Source organism: Ralstonia flatus (assembly GCF_958439105.1).
GTDB lineage: Bacteria > Pseudomonadota > Gammaproteobacteria > Burkholderiales > Burkholderiaceae > Ralstonia > Ralstonia flatus.
The window spans coordinates 1-15,091 of sequence record NZ_CAUDLI010000003.1 but is presented as its reverse complement, the minus strand read 5'-3'; the positions used below and the strand labels follow the sequence as shown (position 1 = coordinate 15,091).

The 15,091-nt window shown below is 65.8% G+C and carries 19 protein-coding genes and 1 pseudogene; 19 read left to right on the top strand and 1 reads right to left on the bottom strand.

Annotation, left to right across the window (positions count from 1 at the left end; all coding sequences use genetic code 11):
• The first annotated feature begins 29 nt into the window (after positions 1–29).
• From R2676_RS07030 to R2676_RS06945, 18 genes are all read left to right on the top strand, one after another.
• The gene (locus tag R2676_RS07030; RefSeq protein ID WP_206275302.1) at positions 30–245 is read left to right on the top strand and encodes a hypothetical protein; all 216 of its coding nucleotides are present in this window, start codon (positions 30–32) and stop codon (positions 243–245) included.
• 8 nt (positions 246–253) lie between these two features.
• Entirely contained in the window at positions 254–586 is a 333-nt protein-coding gene (locus R2676_RS07025) for a GPW/gp25 family protein (RefSeq protein WP_206275749.1), read from the top strand.
• Complete coding sequence (locus R2676_RS07020; protein WP_206275301.1) at positions 583–1,470, top strand: baseplate assembly protein; 888 nt, start codon at positions 583–585, stop codon at positions 1,468–1,470. The genes R2676_RS07025 and R2676_RS07020 overlap by 4 nt, the downstream gene beginning before the upstream one ends.
• Positions 1,463–2,083, top strand: a complete 621-nt coding sequence (locus tag R2676_RS07015) for a phage tail protein I (RefSeq protein WP_206275300.1) — start codon at positions 1,463–1,465, stop codon at positions 2,081–2,083. Before R2676_RS07020 ends, R2676_RS07015 begins: the two co-directional genes overlap by 8 nt.
• Positions 2,076–3,713 carry a phage tail protein gene (locus R2676_RS07010; protein WP_206275299.1) on the top strand — a complete coding sequence of 546 codons (1,638 nt, stop codon included), beginning with the start codon at positions 2,076–2,078 and terminating at the stop codon, positions 3,711–3,713. The genes R2676_RS07015 and R2676_RS07010 overlap by 8 nt, the downstream gene beginning before the upstream one ends.
• 19 nt (positions 3,714–3,732) lie before the next feature.
• Complete coding sequence (locus R2676_RS07005) at positions 3,733–4,206, top strand: XkdW family protein (protein WP_316856959.1); 474 nt, start codon at positions 3,733–3,735, stop codon at positions 4,204–4,206.
• 116 nt (positions 4,207–4,322) lie between these two features.
• The gene (locus R2676_RS07000) at positions 4,323–4,553 is read left to right on the top strand and encodes a hypothetical protein (protein ID WP_206275297.1); all 231 of its coding nucleotides are present in this window, start codon (positions 4,323–4,325) and stop codon (positions 4,551–4,553) included.
• 107 nt (positions 4,554–4,660) lie between these two features.
• Entirely contained in the window at positions 4,661–5,824 is a 1,164-nt protein-coding gene (locus R2676_RS06995) for a phage tail sheath subtilisin-like domain-containing protein (RefSeq protein WP_206275296.1), read from the top strand.
• Between the two features lie 12 nt (positions 5,825–5,836).
• Complete coding sequence (locus R2676_RS06990; protein WP_206275748.1) at positions 5,837–6,340, top strand: phage major tail tube protein; 504 nt, start codon at positions 5,837–5,839, stop codon at positions 6,338–6,340.
• Positions 6,341–6,363: 23 nt separating this feature from the next.
• The gene (locus tag R2676_RS06985) at positions 6,364–6,684 is read left to right on the top strand and encodes a phage tail assembly protein (RefSeq protein WP_206275295.1); all 321 of its coding nucleotides are present in this window, start codon (positions 6,364–6,366) and stop codon (positions 6,682–6,684) included.
• A gap of 83 nt (positions 6,685–6,767) precedes the next feature.
• Positions 6,768–9,077 carry a phage tail tape measure protein gene (locus R2676_RS06980; protein ID WP_316856955.1) on the top strand — a complete coding sequence of 770 codons (2,310 nt, stop codon included), beginning with the start codon at positions 6,768–6,770 and terminating at the stop codon, positions 9,075–9,077.
• Between the two features lie 11 nt (positions 9,078–9,088).
• A complete protein-coding gene (locus tag R2676_RS06975; protein ID WP_316856954.1) occupies positions 9,089–9,967 on the top strand; it encodes a phage tail protein in 879 nt (292 codons plus the stop codon).
• Complete coding sequence (locus R2676_RS06970; protein ID WP_024972597.1) at positions 9,942–10,148, top strand: tail protein X; 207 nt, start codon at positions 9,942–9,944, stop codon at positions 10,146–10,148. The genes R2676_RS06975 and R2676_RS06970 overlap by 26 nt, the downstream gene beginning before the upstream one ends.
• 3 nt (positions 10,149–10,151) lie before the next feature.
• Positions 10,152–11,219, top strand: a complete 1,068-nt coding sequence (locus tag R2676_RS06965; protein WP_316856953.1) for a phage late control D family protein — start codon at positions 10,152–10,154, stop codon at positions 11,217–11,219.
• 71 nt (positions 11,220–11,290) lie between these two features.
• The gene (locus R2676_RS06960; protein WP_316856952.1) at positions 11,291–11,929 is read left to right on the top strand and encodes a glycoside hydrolase family 19 protein; all 639 of its coding nucleotides are present in this window, start codon (positions 11,291–11,293) and stop codon (positions 11,927–11,929) included.
• On the top strand, positions 11,930–12,274 hold the full coding sequence (locus R2676_RS06955) for a hypothetical protein (protein WP_316856951.1): 345 nt from the start codon (positions 11,930–11,932) through the stop codon (positions 12,272–12,274).
• A 264-nt stretch (positions 12,275–12,538) separates the two neighbouring features.
• Entirely contained in the window at positions 12,539–13,060 is a 522-nt protein-coding gene (locus R2676_RS06950; RefSeq protein WP_316856950.1) for a lysis system i-spanin subunit Rz, read from the top strand.
• 196 nt (positions 13,061–13,256) lie between these two features.
• On the top strand, positions 13,257–13,799 hold the full coding sequence (locus R2676_RS06945) for a hypothetical protein (RefSeq protein ID WP_316887240.1): 543 nt from the start codon (positions 13,257–13,259) through the stop codon (positions 13,797–13,799).
• Between the two features lie 77 nt (positions 13,800–13,876).
• Here R2676_RS06945 and R2676_RS06940 read toward each other — a convergent pair whose 3' ends face one another.
• Complete coding sequence (locus R2676_RS06940; protein WP_316856947.1) at positions 13,877–14,524, bottom strand: BRO-N domain-containing protein; 648 nt, start codon at positions 14,522–14,524, stop codon at positions 13,877–13,879.
• A 335-nt stretch (positions 14,525–14,859) separates the two neighbouring features.
• On the opposite strand from R2676_RS06940, the pseudogene R2676_RS06935 reads away from it, so the two are divergent.
• Positions 14,860–15,091 (top strand): annotated as a pseudogene (locus R2676_RS06935) (hypothetical protein); the annotation flags it as partial.

The window sequence follows — 15,091 nt, the reverse complement described above, 5'->3', positions numbered from 1 at the left end:
CATGTGCCGCCTTTTTCTTTGGAGGCGCCATGGCGCGAACGCCAACCACGCAACGCAGCACAGCAGAGCCCGCACCTGCCGAGCAATTGCCCGTCACCTACCGCGATACCAAGTTCAAGGCGCGAACGCTTTTGCCCCCGTCCGGCGGCGTCCTCGCAGTGCAGGGTGGCGAGGTGGCCACTGCAGACCCCGACGAAATCGCGTGGCTCGATCGCCATCCCGATTTCGAGCGCGCAGCAGAGTAGGGCGCGCCATGGCTGTCGTCGGCATGAACAGACGCACCGGGGCGCTGCTCTCCGGCATGGACCACTTGCTGCAAAGCCTGACCGACATCCTCAGCACGCGACGCGGCACCCGGCGCGAGCGGCCCGAATACGGCAGCGATCTGCCCGACCGCGTTGACCTGCCCATTACGCGCGGCTGGGTGGCGGCAGCGCAGGCAGAAGCCGCCCGCGCCATCACCCGGTGGGAGCCGCGCCTGCGCCTCTCACGCGTGCAGGTGGAGGGCATTGAAGACGGCAAAGTCGTCTGGCACGTCCTCGGTGTCTACAACGAACGGGCTGTCGATCTGAAGGTACTGTCATGAGCGTAATCGACCTGTCCGCACTGCCGCCGCCCGACGTCGTTGAACCACTCGACTTCGAGGCGACCTACCAGCGGCACCTTGCGACCTTCATGGCGCTGTGCCCCGAGTGGTCGGCCACCATGGAATCTGACCCGGTGGTCAAGCTGATCGAGCTGCTCGCGTACGTCGACGTCCAACAGCGTGCGCACGTGAACGACTCGGCGCGGTCAACCATGCTCGGCTTTGCAGTCGGCGCGGATCTCGAACATCTCGCCGCCGGGCTGGACACCAAGCGGCTCGTTGCCGTGCCGGGCGATCCGGAAGCGTTTCCACCGGTCGCGCCCGTCATGGAATCCGAAGCCAGCTTGCGCACGCGCGCACAGGGCGCCTTCGAGCGCCTGTCCGTCGCAGGCCCGCGCGCAGCCTACGAGCTACACGCACGCGCCGCAGACGGCCGCGTGGCAGACGCGCGCGCCATCTCGCCGGCGCCGGCGGAAGTCATCGTCTCGGTGCTCAGCAACGAAGGCGACGGCACCGCGTCTGACGAGCTTGTCGAGCGCGTGCGGCAGGCGTTGAGCGATGAAGACGTCCGCCCGCTGGCCGACCGCTTGACCGTACAGGCCGCGCGCATCCTGCCGTACCGGCTGCGTATCGTGCTGTACCACTACCCTGGCCCGGAGGCCGAGCCCATGGTGGCGGCCGCGTGGGAACGGCTGCACGCCTACGCGCAGGAGCAACGCCGCATCGGCCGAGACGTCCGCCGCTCCGCCATCTTCGCCGCGGCCCACGTGGCCGGCGTGCAGCGCGTGGAAGTGACGGAGCCAGCAGAAGACATCATCGTCGACCTGACAGAGGCGTCTTACTGCACAGGCATCGACGTCGTTGTCGGGGGTGCGGATGAGTGACAAGACGCTGCTGCCCACCAACGCCACCCCGCTTGAACGGGCGCTGGCGCAGACCATCCTGACCTTGCTGGATACACCCGTTCCGCTCAATCAACTGTGGGATGCGGATACGTGCCCGGTGCCGCTGTTGCCCTACCTGGCGAGCGCGCGCTCGGTCGACCGCTGGAATGCGAATTGGCCCGAAGAGGTCAAGCGGCGCGTCGTGCGAGATGCGTTTGCCGTGCACCAGCGCAAGGGCACCGCCGGCGCGCTGCGTCGCGCCATCGAGCCGCTCGGCTACCGCCTGACCATTCAGGAATGGTGGCAGACCGATCCACCCGGCCCGCGCGGCACGTTCGCGCTCGACGTCGGCATCGAAAGCACCGGCCTCTCGGAGGCCGGCTACAGCGAGATCGAGCAGATCGTTGACGACGTCCGCCCACTGTCGCGGCACGTGTCCCGCCTCAGCGTCAGCGCAGAGATCGCGGGTCACGTGGGCGCGCAGGCCGCCTGCCTTGAGGGCGATACGGTCACGGTGTATCCGCACATGCCCGCGTTTGTCGGCGCAGACGTTGCCTCCCACTCCGCCGCGGCGGCTCACGTTGTTGAAATCATTACGGTATCCAATGGCTAAGTATTTTGCGATGTTGACGGAGGCTGGCGAGGCCAAGATGGCCCGCGCGCTGGTCTCCAATACGATGGTCCCGCTCACGGAAATGGCCGTGGGCGACGGCGGCATCGATGGCGGAACCGATGCCGACGTCACGCCAAGCATTGAACAGCGCGCGCTTGTGCGCGAGCGCCTGCGCCGGCCGTTGAATCGCCTCGTCACCGACCCGAAGAACCCCAGCATCGTCATCGCGGAGATCTATCTGCCCGAGGAGGTGGGCGGATGGTGGGTGCGCGAGCTAGGGCTGTTCGATGAAGACGGCGAGCTCTTTGCGGTCGCCAATGTCCCGCCCAGCTACAAACCGATCCTTGCGGAAGGTTCCGGGCGCGGCCAGTTCTACCGCATGATGCTGATCCACAAAGCGGCCGGAAACATCGCGTTGCAGGTCGATCCGTCCATCGTCGTCGCCACGCGCGAATACGTCGACGAACAGGTCACCGCTGTACGCACGGCGGTGACGGGTGAAAACGACAAGCGCTACGCCACAAAGGAATCGGTCGAACAGTTGCAAGGCGCCGTCGACGAGGCTCGGGAGCTGGCATTCGATGCGCTGCCGCGCTCCGGCGGCGAGATGACAGGCCCGATCGACATGACGGGCCCGTCCAACGAGCTGCGCTTCACCGACAGCCAGCAGCCCCTTACCATCGGCCGGTTCCGCATGGGGTCGAGCAACGGCCAGCTCGTGTTTGACCGCAACACCTCGCCCGACGGCTCGTTCGCCAGTTTCAGCCGCCTCTATTGGGTCGATGGCAACGGCAACTTTGTCGTGCCCGGCATGCTGACGGCGGCAAGCGTCAAAACGCAGTCCAACGTGAACCTGCCGGCGTACAACAACGACGGGCGCGGCTTTCTGGAGTTTGGCGGCGACACCGTCATCTGGCGCATGTTCATGGTCGGCCCCAATGGCAACCTCGTCCTCAACGGCTACAACGCTGATGGCACGAACAGGAGCCAGCCGTTCTATGTCGACTATGCGTCAGGCAAGATGATGTTTGCAGTGCGCCCGGTCTTCTGCGGAGCGACCCCGTACGACACAAACAACCTCAAGGACCCGCTGACTGCCGATGGCGGCATGCTGGCAGAGGGCAAGGGGCTGATCTTCGGTGCCACCTACGGCTCCTCCCCACTCAGGGTCGGTGCGTTATGGGGAACTTCGAATCTCGGCGGCGCCTATCTCGAGTGGAATCAGACGCGCACGCCGGCGTTGAGATCGACACACCAAGCATGGGCGCCGCCTATATGGGCATCCGCTGGACACAGTGGGGAACGCGCCATCTGGCGGCAATCGACTGCTATTCGGGCGGCAGTCCGACCAGCTCGCCGCGCATTTCCTTCCACATCGGCAACCGCACGCTCGCGTGGAGTTTTGACGAAGACAACATCACCCGATGGGACGGCGGCAATGTCTGGGGCACGTGGAACTTCGACCCCGGCAGCAAGGCGGCCGCCAATTCCGTCTGCCAATGGGACACGGCCCTCACCGAATTCGGAGCGGTCCCGACCGGCGAATCGTCCGGCACCGCCGACCTGCCGGCTCCCTATGTGCTCGTCGGCCTGCGCAACACCTTCTACCTGCATTACCTCCGCGCGGTGAAACTGCGTAACCAATGAGGATGAGCCTCGTGATCACACATGACGAACTGATTTTCTGTCTGCAGCAGAAGTACTCCGACCTCGTTCACGGCGTCGATTTCTGGGTGGGCCAGAAGATGTGCCGCGACACCGGCGAGCAGCTCGAAGCCGCGCGCATCATCGCGTGGCACGTCGACGGCCAGCCCACCGACGAAGAGGTCGCCGCACTGATCGAGCAGCATGGCGATGCCGCACGGTTGCACGTGCTGGGCCAGCGCGCCCGCGAGGAGCGGGACCGTCGCCTCATCGCAGCCGACGCCATGTTCTACAAGGCCATGGATGCCGGCGACGCGGCCAAAGCCCAGCAGGTCGGCCAATATCGGCAGGCGCTGCGCCAGGTGCCAGATCAACCCGGCTTCCCTGGCGATTTCACCTGGCCGGACATCCCGGAGGCGGTCTCTGATCAGGCGCCCTCGAACGCGCAAAGCATCGAGACCCAGACCTCCGACACATGACGCAAGCCCCATAGGAAACCGACCCGCCGCTCCTTACCGTAGCGAATGTCATCGATGCAAATATCTGATTCCGGCGTCGATGGCGACCTGTTCAACGCTCGTCCAATGGAGCTGTCATGACAACAGTCATCGTCAATCTCGCGAACAAAGAAAACATCCACGAAGCTGCCGTCACCATCGATAAGGTACGGTGGGGTCATAACGGCCACGCATCGCTCGGCCAGGGGCATAACGTCCCAGCCGGCACATACACCGCGCGGATTTACAGCGGTGGGAAAGAGCTGAAGACCAAGGAGGTCACGGTGCCCACAGCTGGCCCTGTGACGTTCAACCTCAGCGCCGACTAGCACAGGCAACAGCGTCCGCACCTGCGCTGCATCCCGAACGCACCACCAAGCCCCGCCACCGTGCGGGGCTTTTTCATTTCCATTCCCACTTCCCATCGAGGAGCCGCATGGCATCTTCATTCTTCCACGGCATCACCACCACGATTGTCGACAGCGGCCCGCGGCCCATTGCCGTGCCGTCGTCGTCCATCATCGGCCTGGTCGACACCTACACCCCCGGCGCAGATCTCGCCCAGGCCGATGTGCCGGTGCAGATCACCAACCCGCGCGAGGCCGCGCAGGCCTTCGGCCAGAACAGCGCCATCACCCGCGCCATCAACGCCATCTATGCCCGCACCTCGGCAGTCATCGTCGCGACGGGCGTGGCGGAGTCCAAAGACGCCAACGCGCTCACCTCCGGCATCATCGGCGGCGTCACGGCCGGCGGCGTGCGCACCGGCCTGCAGTCGATGCTCGACGCCAAATCGCGCTTCAACGTCCAGCCGCGCTTGCTGATCGCGCCCAAGTTTTCCTCGCGCCAGCCGGTGGCAACCGCCATGGACGGCCTTGCCGACAAGCTGCGCGCCATCGGCATCATCGAGGGGCCAGCCACCACCGATGAAGCCGCGCTCGCGTATGCGAAGAACTTCGGCTCCAAGCGGCTGTACATGGTCGACCCCGGCGTGCGCACGTGGGACACCACCGCCAACGCAGAGGTCGACGCGCCAGCATCTGCCTTCGTTGCGGGCCTGTTTGCCTACACCGATGCGGAATACGGCTACTGGGCGTCGCCATCCAACAAGGAATTCGTCGGCATCACCGGCACCGGCCGGCCCATCGAGTTTCTCGACAACGATCCCACCTGCCGCGCCAACCTGCTCAACGAGGCGCGCATCGCCACCATCATCCGTGACGGTGGCTACCGCCTGTGGGGCAACCGCACGTTGTCGGCAGATCCGAAATGGACGTTCATCACCCGCGTGCGCACGCTGGACATCCTCATGGATGCCGCGCAGGCCGGCCACAAATGGGCCATCGACCGCGGCATTACCAAAACGTACGTCCACGACGTCACCGAAGGCCTGCACGCGTTCATGCGCGACCAGCGCAACGCGGGCGCGATCATCAATTTCGAGGTCTACGCAGACCCGGTGCTCAACACCGCCAGCCGGATCGAGCAGGGCAGCGTCGTGTGGAACGTGCGCTTAACCGACGTCATCCCGGCAGAAAACCCGATCTTCCGCTTCGAGGTCACCAACGAGTGGCTGACCGAAGTGCTCGACACCAAATAACGGAGGTGCATGTTGGTACCCGAGACACTCTACAACTTCAACCTGTTCGTGGATGGCACGAACCTCGCCGGCACGGCCACCGAAGTTACCCCGCCCAAGCTCAAGATCAAGACCGAGGACTACCGCGCCGGCGGCATGGATGCGGCCGTCAAGCTGGACATGGGCATGGAGGCCATGGAAGCCTCGTTCTCGCTGGTCACGGTGGCGCCCGCCGTGCTGAAGCTGTTCGGTCTGGCCGATCAGAACGCCTTTAACGGCACCTTCCGTGGCGCGCTGCGCACGACCGATGGCAAGACGCGACGCGTCGTGCTCGTCCTGCGCGGCATGTTGTACGAGGTCGATCCGGGTTCATGGAAGCCGGGCGAGAAGTCCGAATCCAAGTACTCCGTCAGCGTCAATTACTACAAGCTCGAAATCGACGGCCGCACTTGGCACGAGATCGACGTGCTGGGCTGCAAGCGCGTCATTGACGGCGTTGACCAGCTTGCTGAAGTGCGCGCCGCCATCGGCCTGTAAGGCCCCACCAGAGATACTCCACGATGCAAACCACCACCATCAAGCTGAAGTTTCCCGCCGTCGTCAACGGCGTCAAGGTCGACGCGCTCGCGCTGCGCCAGCCGACCGTGCGCGACATGCGCGTCGCCGGCCAGCAGGCGGGCGGCGATGAAGAACTGCGCGAGATCCTGCTGTTCGCGTCGCTGGCCACCGCCGGCCAGAACGACATCGAGGGCCTGACCTACGTCGACTATCAGCGCGTACAGCGCGGCTACTTTCGGCTGCTGGCCGACCGCGAGGGTGCCGATGCGGGAGGTGAAGCTGCTGACCAAGCGCCTGCTGGCGTTGGGCGTGAGCCCGTCTGAGATCGACGCCATGACGGTCGACGACATGGTCTGGTGGTTGACCGACTGACGCAGCAACGCAGCGCCACTTAGCAGGAGCACGGATGGCAACACAAGACATTGCACTTGGCATCCTCATCGGTGGCGCGGTCAGCTCGACCTTGGGCCGTGCCGTCAACGAGGTCGGCACCAAGCTGGATGCCCTCAAGAAGCGCGCCGGCGAGGCGCGTGTCTGGCAGAACACGATCGGCGAAACCCAGCGCCTGCAGCGCGAGTTTCGCGATCTGCACGCCGCTGGCGATCGCGCCGCCGATAAGGTGCGGCGCAAGATCGAGCAGAACACCCGCGCGCTGCGCGACGCCGGGTTCGAGGTCGACCGCCTCGACCGCTCGTACCAACGCCTCGGCCGCACCGCACGCGGGCTCGAACTGCGTGCGCGGGGCGCAGAGGCCTTTGGAGACGGCCGAGAGCGCCTGCGCAACACCATCGGCGACACCACCAAGTTTGTCGCAGCGGCAGCGGTGCCGACCGCCGTCTCCGCCGGCTACGAGGCCATCATCCGCGACATCGCCATCAAGGCCGGTGCCGCACGCACCGACAAAGAGCGCGAGATGAGCAGCGGCATTGCTGCCTCCGCGCGAGAAAGCGGCATCGGCCGCAACGTGCTGGCAGACGCCGTCAACCAGATGGTGTCGGCGGGCATGGATCTCGACCGCGCGCTGTCGTTCGCGCCGCTGGTGGGCAAGTTCTCCGTCAGCCAGGGCGCAGACCCGAAAGAAACCGCGCGGATGATCCAGGCGCTCGAGCAGAACGCCAAGATCAACGACCCCGCCAAGATGGCGCAGGCGCTGGAAACCATCGCGTTTCAGGGCAAGGAAGGCTCGTTCGAATCGAGCGACATGGCGCGCTGGTTCCCCGTGCTGCTGGCCGACATGCAGAAGCTGGGCATTGTCGGCAACACCTCTGTCGAGCAGCTTGGCGCGCTGCTGCAGGTGCAGATGAAAACCGCCGGCAGCGCCGACGAGGCGGCCAACAACACCAAGAACTGGTTCTCCAAAATCGGTAGCGCCCAAACGGCAGGCAACTACGCCAAGGCCGGTATCGACTACGAAGCCAAGATGCGCGAGGCCATTGGCAAGGGCTGGAGCACGATGGAAGCGTCCTTCGTGCTGGCCCGCGCCTACATCGAGCAGGCCGATCCGGAGAAAGCCAAGCAGCTTGCCGCGGCCGCCAAGCAGTTCAACAGCGAATCCGACCCCGCCAAGCGCGACGCGCAAATGCGCGCGTTTGAAGAGACCATGAAAACGGGCGATCTCTTCAACGACATGCAGGTCAAGGCCGCGCTCACGGCCTACATGCAGAACGCCGACCTGTATCAGCGCTTGAAGCGCGAAGGCGCCAAGGCGGCGGGCGAGATCGAGAAAGACCTGGAAGACCGCCGCGCCAGCTCCAAACAGAAATGGGCCGAGGTCGGGCAGGCGTGGGACGAAGCCATGCGCCGCATTGGCGACGCGCTCAAGCCTGTGACGGATTCGGTCGCGGATCTCGCTGCCAGCGCCGGCACATCCGTCGGCAAGCTGGCTGCGGAATCGCCCAAGGCCACCGTCGCCATCGGTGGCGTGCTCGCGTCGATTCTGGCGTTCAGGACCGGGCGCGCTGTGTGGAAGATCGGCAAGGGCGTGTCCGATATCGCGCGGGGGTCTACCGTGGCCGCCGGCGTTGGCCGTGCGGCCGAAGTCGCCGCCACTGCCGCGAAGGTGGCGCCGGCGGCGAAGGCACCCGGCGTGTTGAGCACCACCGGCCGCTTCCTGAAAGGCGCAGCGCCCAAGCTGGGCAAGATCGGCGGGGTCGCTGGCGTGCTGGCGCTGGTCGGCACGGCCGGCATCGCAAGCGCAGAAGCGGCCGAGAGCCCCGGCTCCAAGGCCGACAAGGCCAAAGCCATCGCTGGCATCGGCGCAGGCCTGGCCGGCGAACTTGCCGGCGGCGCTGCAGGCCGCGCCATCGGCGCCGTCGCCGGCACCGCCATCGCGGGGCCCATCGGCACCGTTGTCGGCGGGCTGCTCGGCGGCATGCTCGGTTCGTACCTGGGCGGCAAGGCCAGCACGGCGCTGGCCGACCGTGCCCTCAGCGACAAGAAGCCCGTGGCCGCGGCACCAGCAAGCGCGCCCGTCCTGCCCGCCGGCGCCGCCGAAGCGCTCGGCACCGTCAGCGCGGTCGCCAATGCGCCGCGGCCACCGCCGCTGCAGGTCGACCAGCGGTTCGAGTTCGCACCCAAGATCGACCTCACGGTCAACGGCGACGTCAAAGACCCGCGCCAGCTCGCGGCGGAATTGATGCCGCACCTGCGGCGCCAGTTTGACGAATACGCCGCGCAGCAACGCCGGGCCGCCATGTCGGACGGCTCGCACGTGTAACGGAATACACCATGGATTTTCAGAAGTTCGCATCCGCAGCGGCCACGCATGCGGCGCGCGCTGCCGAGCATGTCCGGCAGATGGAGCGGTTGATCGACAAGCCGAACGGCACCGGGCAGGCCAACGCCCAGCGGCGCGAGGCGCAGGCCTTGGGCGACCTGACAGCAGCCAGCAGCGCGCTTGCCGCCGCCGGAGAGGCCATCGGCGGTACCGGCCGGGTGACGGCCGCCCGAGGCGCGGCGCAGCGTGCCCTTGGCCTGACAGACGCCGCACTGGGCGCCATCCAGCGCACCGCCGCCGGCGAGCGCTTCGCATCCGTCCTGCGCGCCGCGCAAACCACCGGCGATGCACTGGCAACCGTGCGCCGCCGCCTCGATGCCGTGCTGCCCGCCGTCACGCCCAACGTGCGCAGCCTGGTGCCCAGCTACGCGCTGGGCCCCGACAAGATGCTCGGCGCAGGCCAAGCCGCAGGCGCCACCGAACGCCTGCTCGTGCTGTCGACCGATGACGGCGAGCAATTCCAGTTCGGGCTCTCAACAGCCGCGTACGACCGCCTGCGCCGCGAGACCCGCTACAACATCGCCGCGCAAGAACGCATCCAGCGGCAAGAGGCACTGCAGGCTGTGGGCGCTGGCGGCGACACCATCACCGTGTCCGGCGCCATCTTCACCGCCACCGGTGCGGGGGCAGGGCAGCTCGACCGCCTGCGCGCCATTGGCGCTGCGCTCAAGCCCGTGCAACTGACCACCGGCTCGGGCGACGTGCTTGGCCGCTACTTCCTCGACCGCGTAGGCGAAGAACAAGACGGGCTGCTGGCCGATGGCACACCGCGCAAACAAGGTTTCGACTTGGAGTTCCGACGCTATGGCGATGACTATCAGAACATCTGACGGCGACGTGCTGGACGTGCTCTGCTACCGCGCATACGGCACGCTGGCCGGCACGGTGGAAGCCGTGCTCGATGCCAACCCGGGCCTAGCCGCGCGGCGCCAACCGTACGCCGCCGGCGTGGAGATCTTCCTGCCGGATCTCGCCCCCGCGCGTGACGAACCCATCCAGCTTTGGACGTAGCGCATGGAAGCCCAATTCGAAGTCCTGGCAGACGGCAAAGACATCACCGCGCTGCTGCGCGATCGCGTGCTGGAGATCCGCCTGACCGACAAGCCCGGCATGGAAGCCGACCGCTGCGAGATCCGCCTGGATGACCGCGATGGTAAGATCGCCTTTCCGCCCAAGGGCGCCAAGCTGCGCATCTCGTTCGGCTGGGCCGGCAAGGGCCTATCCACGCGCGGCACGTACGCCGTTGACGAGATCGAGCTGAGCGGCCCGCCTGCCACCCTTGTCATACGCGGCAAGCCGGCCGACATGCGCGCCACGGCCAAGGCGCAGCGCAACGCCAGCTACACCGGCACCACGCTCGCCGCCATCGTGGCAAGCGTAGCTGCCCGACACGGCTGGAAGGCCGCCTGCACCATCGAGGCGCGCATCGACCGCGCCGACCAGTTTGGCGAGAGCGATCTGCATTTCATCACCCGGCTCGCGCGCCAGTACGGCGGCACCGCCACGGTCAAGGGGGGCCGGCTCATTGTCGCCCCGCGCGGAGGTGGCAAGTCCGCCGATGGCAAGCCGCTCGCGCCCATCGTGCTGCGCCCGTCCGACCTCACGCGCTACCGCCTGACGTTTCCCGACCGCAGCAGCGTTGGCGGCGTCAGAACCCGCGCGCACGACGCCAAGACCGGCCGCAAGATCGATCTGTACATCCCCAACCCGGAAGCCCCCGACGGCGGCCCCGCGCAGGCCACGCACACCGACCGACACGTGCACGCCAGCCTGCCAGCCGCAAGAGCCGCCGCCAAAGCCAAGCTGCAAGACATGAACCGCAGCACCGCCGAAGGCGAACTGGAGATGATGGGCCGCGGCGACATCAGCGCCGAGAAAACGCTGCGCCTGGAAGGCTTCAAAGCCCAGGCAGACGGCGACTACCTGGCCGACACGGTCACGCACATCTACACCAACAAAAGCTGGCTGGTGAACGTGAGCCTGAACGGCGGCAATAGCGGCAAGGCCAAGGCGGGGCAGGGCAAAGCCAAGAAGGCAGCCAAGGTGACCAACCTGGTCATTCCTGCGCCGCCCAAGCAATAAGACACACGCGTTCGCAATCGCGACCGCATCCCAAACAGCCCGCCACCCGGCGGGCTTTTTCTTTCCAAGCCATGAACAAACACACCTTCAGCAAGGCTGCAGCCTTGCCGCCTGCGCTCGCCGATCGCTGGTGGCCGCACATCGAGGCGACGTGCATGCGCTTCGGCATCTCCACGCTCGCGCAGCAGGCGGCGTTTATCGCGCAGATCGGGCACGAGTCCGGCGGCTTCACCCGCGTAACGGAATCGTTCAACTACGCCGTTGCAGCGCTGCCCGCCATGTTCTCGCGCGTGACGCCCCCACTTGCCGCCACGCTGGGCCGTCAGCCGGGCGAGCGCGTGGTGCCGCTCGAGCGGCAGCAGCGCATCGCCAACATCGCCTACGCCAACCGCTACGGCAACGGCGATGCCGCCAGCGGAGACGGCTGGCGATACCGGGGCCGCGGGCTCAAGCAAATCACCTTCCTGGCCAACTACCGCGAATGCGGCCATGCGCTGGATCTCGACCTCGTTGCGCGGCCCGAGCTGCTCGAGCGGGACGAATACGCCGCGCTCTCGGCGGGTTGGTACTGGTGGGCCTTCGGGCTGGGCAAGTTGGCCGACGCCGGCAAGTTCGACGAGATCACGCGCCGCATCAACGGCCCGGCCATGGAAGGCGCAGAGCCGCGCCGCACGCGCTGGGCAGTCGCCAAACAAGCATTGGGAGCATGAATGGCTGAACAGACAGGTTGGGGCACGCTGCTGCGCGTGGTGGACACGATCCTGCCGGGCGCGGCCGGTGCGCTGGTGTCGCTGCGGTTCATTCCGGGTACGCCCGTGCAGCGCGTGGCGTCCTTGCTGTTGGGCATTGCGTGCGCGCATTACCTCGGCAACGGCGTCATTGGCTTGTGGCACGTGCCGGCGGGGCTGGAGTCCGACGCCATCAAGTTCATCGCCGGCGTGTTCGGGCTGACCATCGTCGGCTACGCATACGGCGAGCTTCCGGCGCTGCGGCGCCTGGTGCACGACTGGCTGCAGCAGGCAGCCCAACGCTGGATGGGAGGCCGCAAGGAATGACGCTCAGCCAACACGACGTGCTCACCGCCATCGACATCGTGGCGCTCGTGGCCATCTGCGCGGGTGCGGCGTGGTCTGCGCTCACGCAGGCCATTCCGCACGGGCTGCGCGGCGCGCTGCTGTTGGGCGCCGTCGCCCTGTGCGCGCTCGGCAGCGCCTCCGCCGCGCTCGACGCCACCCCCGACATCGCCACCGTGCAACTGCATTGCGCGCTGGCCGTGGCGGGGCTGTGGGTCACCCACATCATCCGACAAGGCAAAGCCAATGAACTTCGCAACCGTCCGGCTTCTGGCAGTGGCAGCGGTGGCTGCAGCAGCCGCGTGGGCCTGGCAAGCCAACCGCTACGACAAGACCATCGCGCAGATGCAACGCGACCACGCCATCGAGCGCCAGGCCGCCGTCGATACCGTCGTGACCGCGCTGCAGGCTGCCATCGACAAGCACCGGCGGCTTACCGAGCAGCTCGACGCGCTCGACCGTACCCATTTCTCGGAGATGCAACGTGCCAACGCTGAAAACACGCGTCTGCAGCGCGCTCTTGCTGCAGGTGATGTACGGATGTCAGTGCGCGCCCGTTGCCAGCCCGACGCCGGTGCCGGCGCAGGTGAAAATCAGCCCGGCCTCGGCCTGGGCGATGGAGCCACCGGCCGATGTGAGTTATCTGGAGAGGATGCGGCGGATCTTGTCGATCTCTTCGCCGGGGCGGAGCGGGATGCGGAGAAACTGAGGTATTTGCAGGGGAGGGAGAAGGCGCTAGAGGGGGCGGGTCGTTGTGTTCAGCCGTGACCAGGGCGAGCAGATCGCGCGGACATGAGAGTGCATTTGAACTAGGCAGCACGTAGGCGAAATTCCGTAACAGGGGTAGAGAAAACGGAGCACTGAATCAAGAGCCCGGTCGCGCTATGGTCAATGCGTTGCTGGGCCAGACAGGGCAGCAAATGCGCACATTGCTCGCCCTATCATCGACGGAAAAGAGGTTTCGATGAGACAACTTTGCTTCCTTCTATTCTTGGGTCTCCTCTGGGCGGGCGCGGCTCAATCCCAGCCCGCCTTCTGGCGTGATAGAAGCGGCAATCCGGTGGTCGAAACGGAGTCATTGAAGTCCAAGAACGGCTTCGGCGGGTTTCTGGTGGCAACCACTGACGCTGATTGGGAGCAGAAGTGGAGCACCCCGCCGGAGACTGTACCGATCTTCGAGGAGGCTGACGTCGTTCCTTATGGAAGGAAGGTCTACATTCTCAGTCTCTTCGCGAATCCATCGATGGATGACAGTGGCAAGGCGAAGGTGCAATGTGATATTCGGGTTGTTGACCCAAATGGAAAGGTCGCGCTCGCCTTGAAAGACCAGACCTGCTATTCGGGCCGACTCTCTGGTAAAGCCACGAATGTCTACATGTCGACGCAAGTTATGGTCTTCTCTGGGGACCCGGGTGACCCTGCCGGGACTTGGTCAGTCGAAGTGAATCTTCTGGACGCAAATCGCGATACCGAACTTCCACTGCGAACGCGGTTTCAGCTTCGGTAGCCACCGGCTGCCCTCGGCCAATAACGGGCGGTCCGGCCCGCACCGCCGCTCTGCGATGCGAGCCCATCCCACCCCCTCTACACCCCCGCCTCAATCAAATCCGAAATCTGCACCGACGCGCGCGCAAAGTCAGTCAGCGCGCGGGCGCGCTTGTGCCGATAGCTGCCGGCGGAGATGACGACGGGCTCTTTGGCGTCGTCGTGCTGCAGGACGATGAGCATGCCGGTGTAGCGGTCTGCCTGGTAGATGTGTTTGTTGAGCAACTGCAGCGCGCGCTCGACGTCGGCGGGGTAGAGGCTGGCGAGGTCGGCGGGTGTGCGGGCGGCGGCGGGCGCGGCGTCGATGCACGGTTGTGCGGTGAACTGGCCGGTCTTGCGGATGGCGGGCAGCACGATGGACGTGACCCACTTGCGGAAGCGGTGCGGCACGGTGCCGGGCTTCACGGCGTCGCGGCAGCGTAGGACCAGGGCGTACATGCCGGACTCCGAAACGATGCCGACTTGTTGCCGGCCGCCATGAGTGTCGGTTAAACCGACACCCTTTTCGTCGGCATCCAGCTTCAGGAGCGCATCCCGGCTGTTGGCGATTTCAAGCGCGGCACAAACGTCGGCTGCGACGAACCACGGTTCGTCGTCGCGCATGACAATGCGCACCGAATGCGATTCGAAATTGAAGGTGTTCGGGGTAGGGGCGAGCGCGGACGCGCTGCTGAGATTTCCAATCATGGCAGATTCCTGTGGTGCGGTTGATACCGCCACTCCCCGACGCCAATCGAGGTGGTGGCGACCGAACGGGATTGGCGTACCGGACCACAGGAACCGGCGCCCCGTGAGGGGCTCCCGCCCGGCGCCACCATAGGAGTGCCAGACGTGCGCAAACAAAAAGCCGCGCGTGAAGATGCTAGGCGCGGCTATGTGCGCCTGTGGTATTCGGGACGCCAATCCCGTGTGCCGGTGTTTCCGGCGACAGGCCGAGTATACGGCTGGTTGGGGGGAGGGTGCAATATTGCGGGAAAGTGGCCCACAAATGCGGCTGCAGGACAGCGATAGGGGGTAAACCGATGAAGTCACAGCAATTCTGGTTTCGCTCAACCCGGTTCGAGATAGAGCCGGGCGAAGATGAGCAAACGAATCCTTCATGCTACGGTCGGCAAGTTGCTCGATGGCTACGTGACCGTTTAATCGCGGAAGGCCGCCTTGTGGAAGAGGCTATTCCTGAAGATTGGGGATGGTGTCTGGTCGTTCAGCGAAAGCCATACTTGCTCTGGGTCGGCTGTGGTAGCGTGCAAGACC

Excerpts from the sequence above, each read along its gene's own strand:
- R2676_RS06950 (WP_316856950.1), top strand. The coding sequence starts at position 12,539 with ATGAACTTCGCAACCGTCCGGCTTCTGGCAGTGGCAGCGGTGGCTGCA.
- R2676_RS06955 (WP_316856951.1), top strand. The coding sequence starts at position 11,930 with ATGGCTGAACAGACAGGTTGGGGCACGCTGCTGCGCGTGGTGGACACG.
- R2676_RS06970 (WP_024972597.1), top strand. The coding sequence starts at position 9,942 with ATGGCGATGACTATCAGAACATCTGACGGCGACGTGCTGGACGTGCTC.
- R2676_RS07000 (WP_206275297.1), top strand. The coding sequence starts at position 4,323 with ATGACAACAGTCATCGTCAATCTCGCGAACAAAGAAAACATCCACGAA.
- R2676_RS06965 (WP_316856953.1), top strand. The coding sequence starts at position 10,152 with ATGGAAGCCCAATTCGAAGTCCTGGCAGACGGCAAAGACATCACCGCG.
- R2676_RS06960 (WP_316856952.1), top strand. The coding sequence starts at position 11,291 with ATGAACAAACACACCTTCAGCAAGGCTGCAGCCTTGCCGCCTGCGCTC.
- R2676_RS07030 (WP_206275302.1), top strand. The coding sequence starts at position 30 with ATGGCGCGAACGCCAACCACGCAACGCAGCACAGCAGAGCCCGCACCT.
- R2676_RS07020 (WP_206275301.1), top strand. The coding sequence starts at position 583 with ATGAGCGTAATCGACCTGTCCGCACTGCCGCCGCCCGACGTCGTTGAA.
- R2676_RS06975 (WP_316856954.1), top strand. The coding sequence starts at position 9,089 with ATGGATTTTCAGAAGTTCGCATCCGCAGCGGCCACGCATGCGGCGCGC.
- R2676_RS07015 (WP_206275300.1), top strand. The coding sequence starts at position 1,463 with ATGAGTGACAAGACGCTGCTGCCCACCAACGCCACCCCGCTTGAACGG.
- R2676_RS06945 (WP_316887240.1), top strand. The coding sequence starts at position 13,257 with ATGAGACAACTTTGCTTCCTTCTATTCTTGGGTCTCCTCTGGGCGGGC.
- R2676_RS06980 (WP_316856955.1), top strand. The coding sequence starts at position 6,768 with ATGGCAACACAAGACATTGCACTTGGCATCCTCATCGGTGGCGCGGTC.
- R2676_RS07025 (WP_206275749.1), top strand. The coding sequence starts at position 254 with ATGGCTGTCGTCGGCATGAACAGACGCACCGGGGCGCTGCTCTCCGGC.
- R2676_RS07010 (WP_206275299.1), top strand. The coding sequence starts at position 2,076 with ATGGCTAAGTATTTTGCGATGTTGACGGAGGCTGGCGAGGCCAAGATG.
- R2676_RS06995 (WP_206275296.1), top strand. The coding sequence starts at position 4,661 with ATGGCATCTTCATTCTTCCACGGCATCACCACCACGATTGTCGACAGC.
- R2676_RS07005 (WP_316856959.1), top strand. The coding sequence starts at position 3,733 with ATGAGCCTCGTGATCACACATGACGAACTGATTTTCTGTCTGCAGCAG.
- R2676_RS06985 (WP_206275295.1), top strand. The coding sequence starts at position 6,364 with ATGCAAACCACCACCATCAAGCTGAAGTTTCCCGCCGTCGTCAACGGC.
- R2676_RS06940 (WP_316856947.1), bottom strand. The coding sequence starts at position 14,524 with ATGATTGGAAATCTCAGCAGCGCGTCCGCGCTCGCCCCTACCCCGAAC.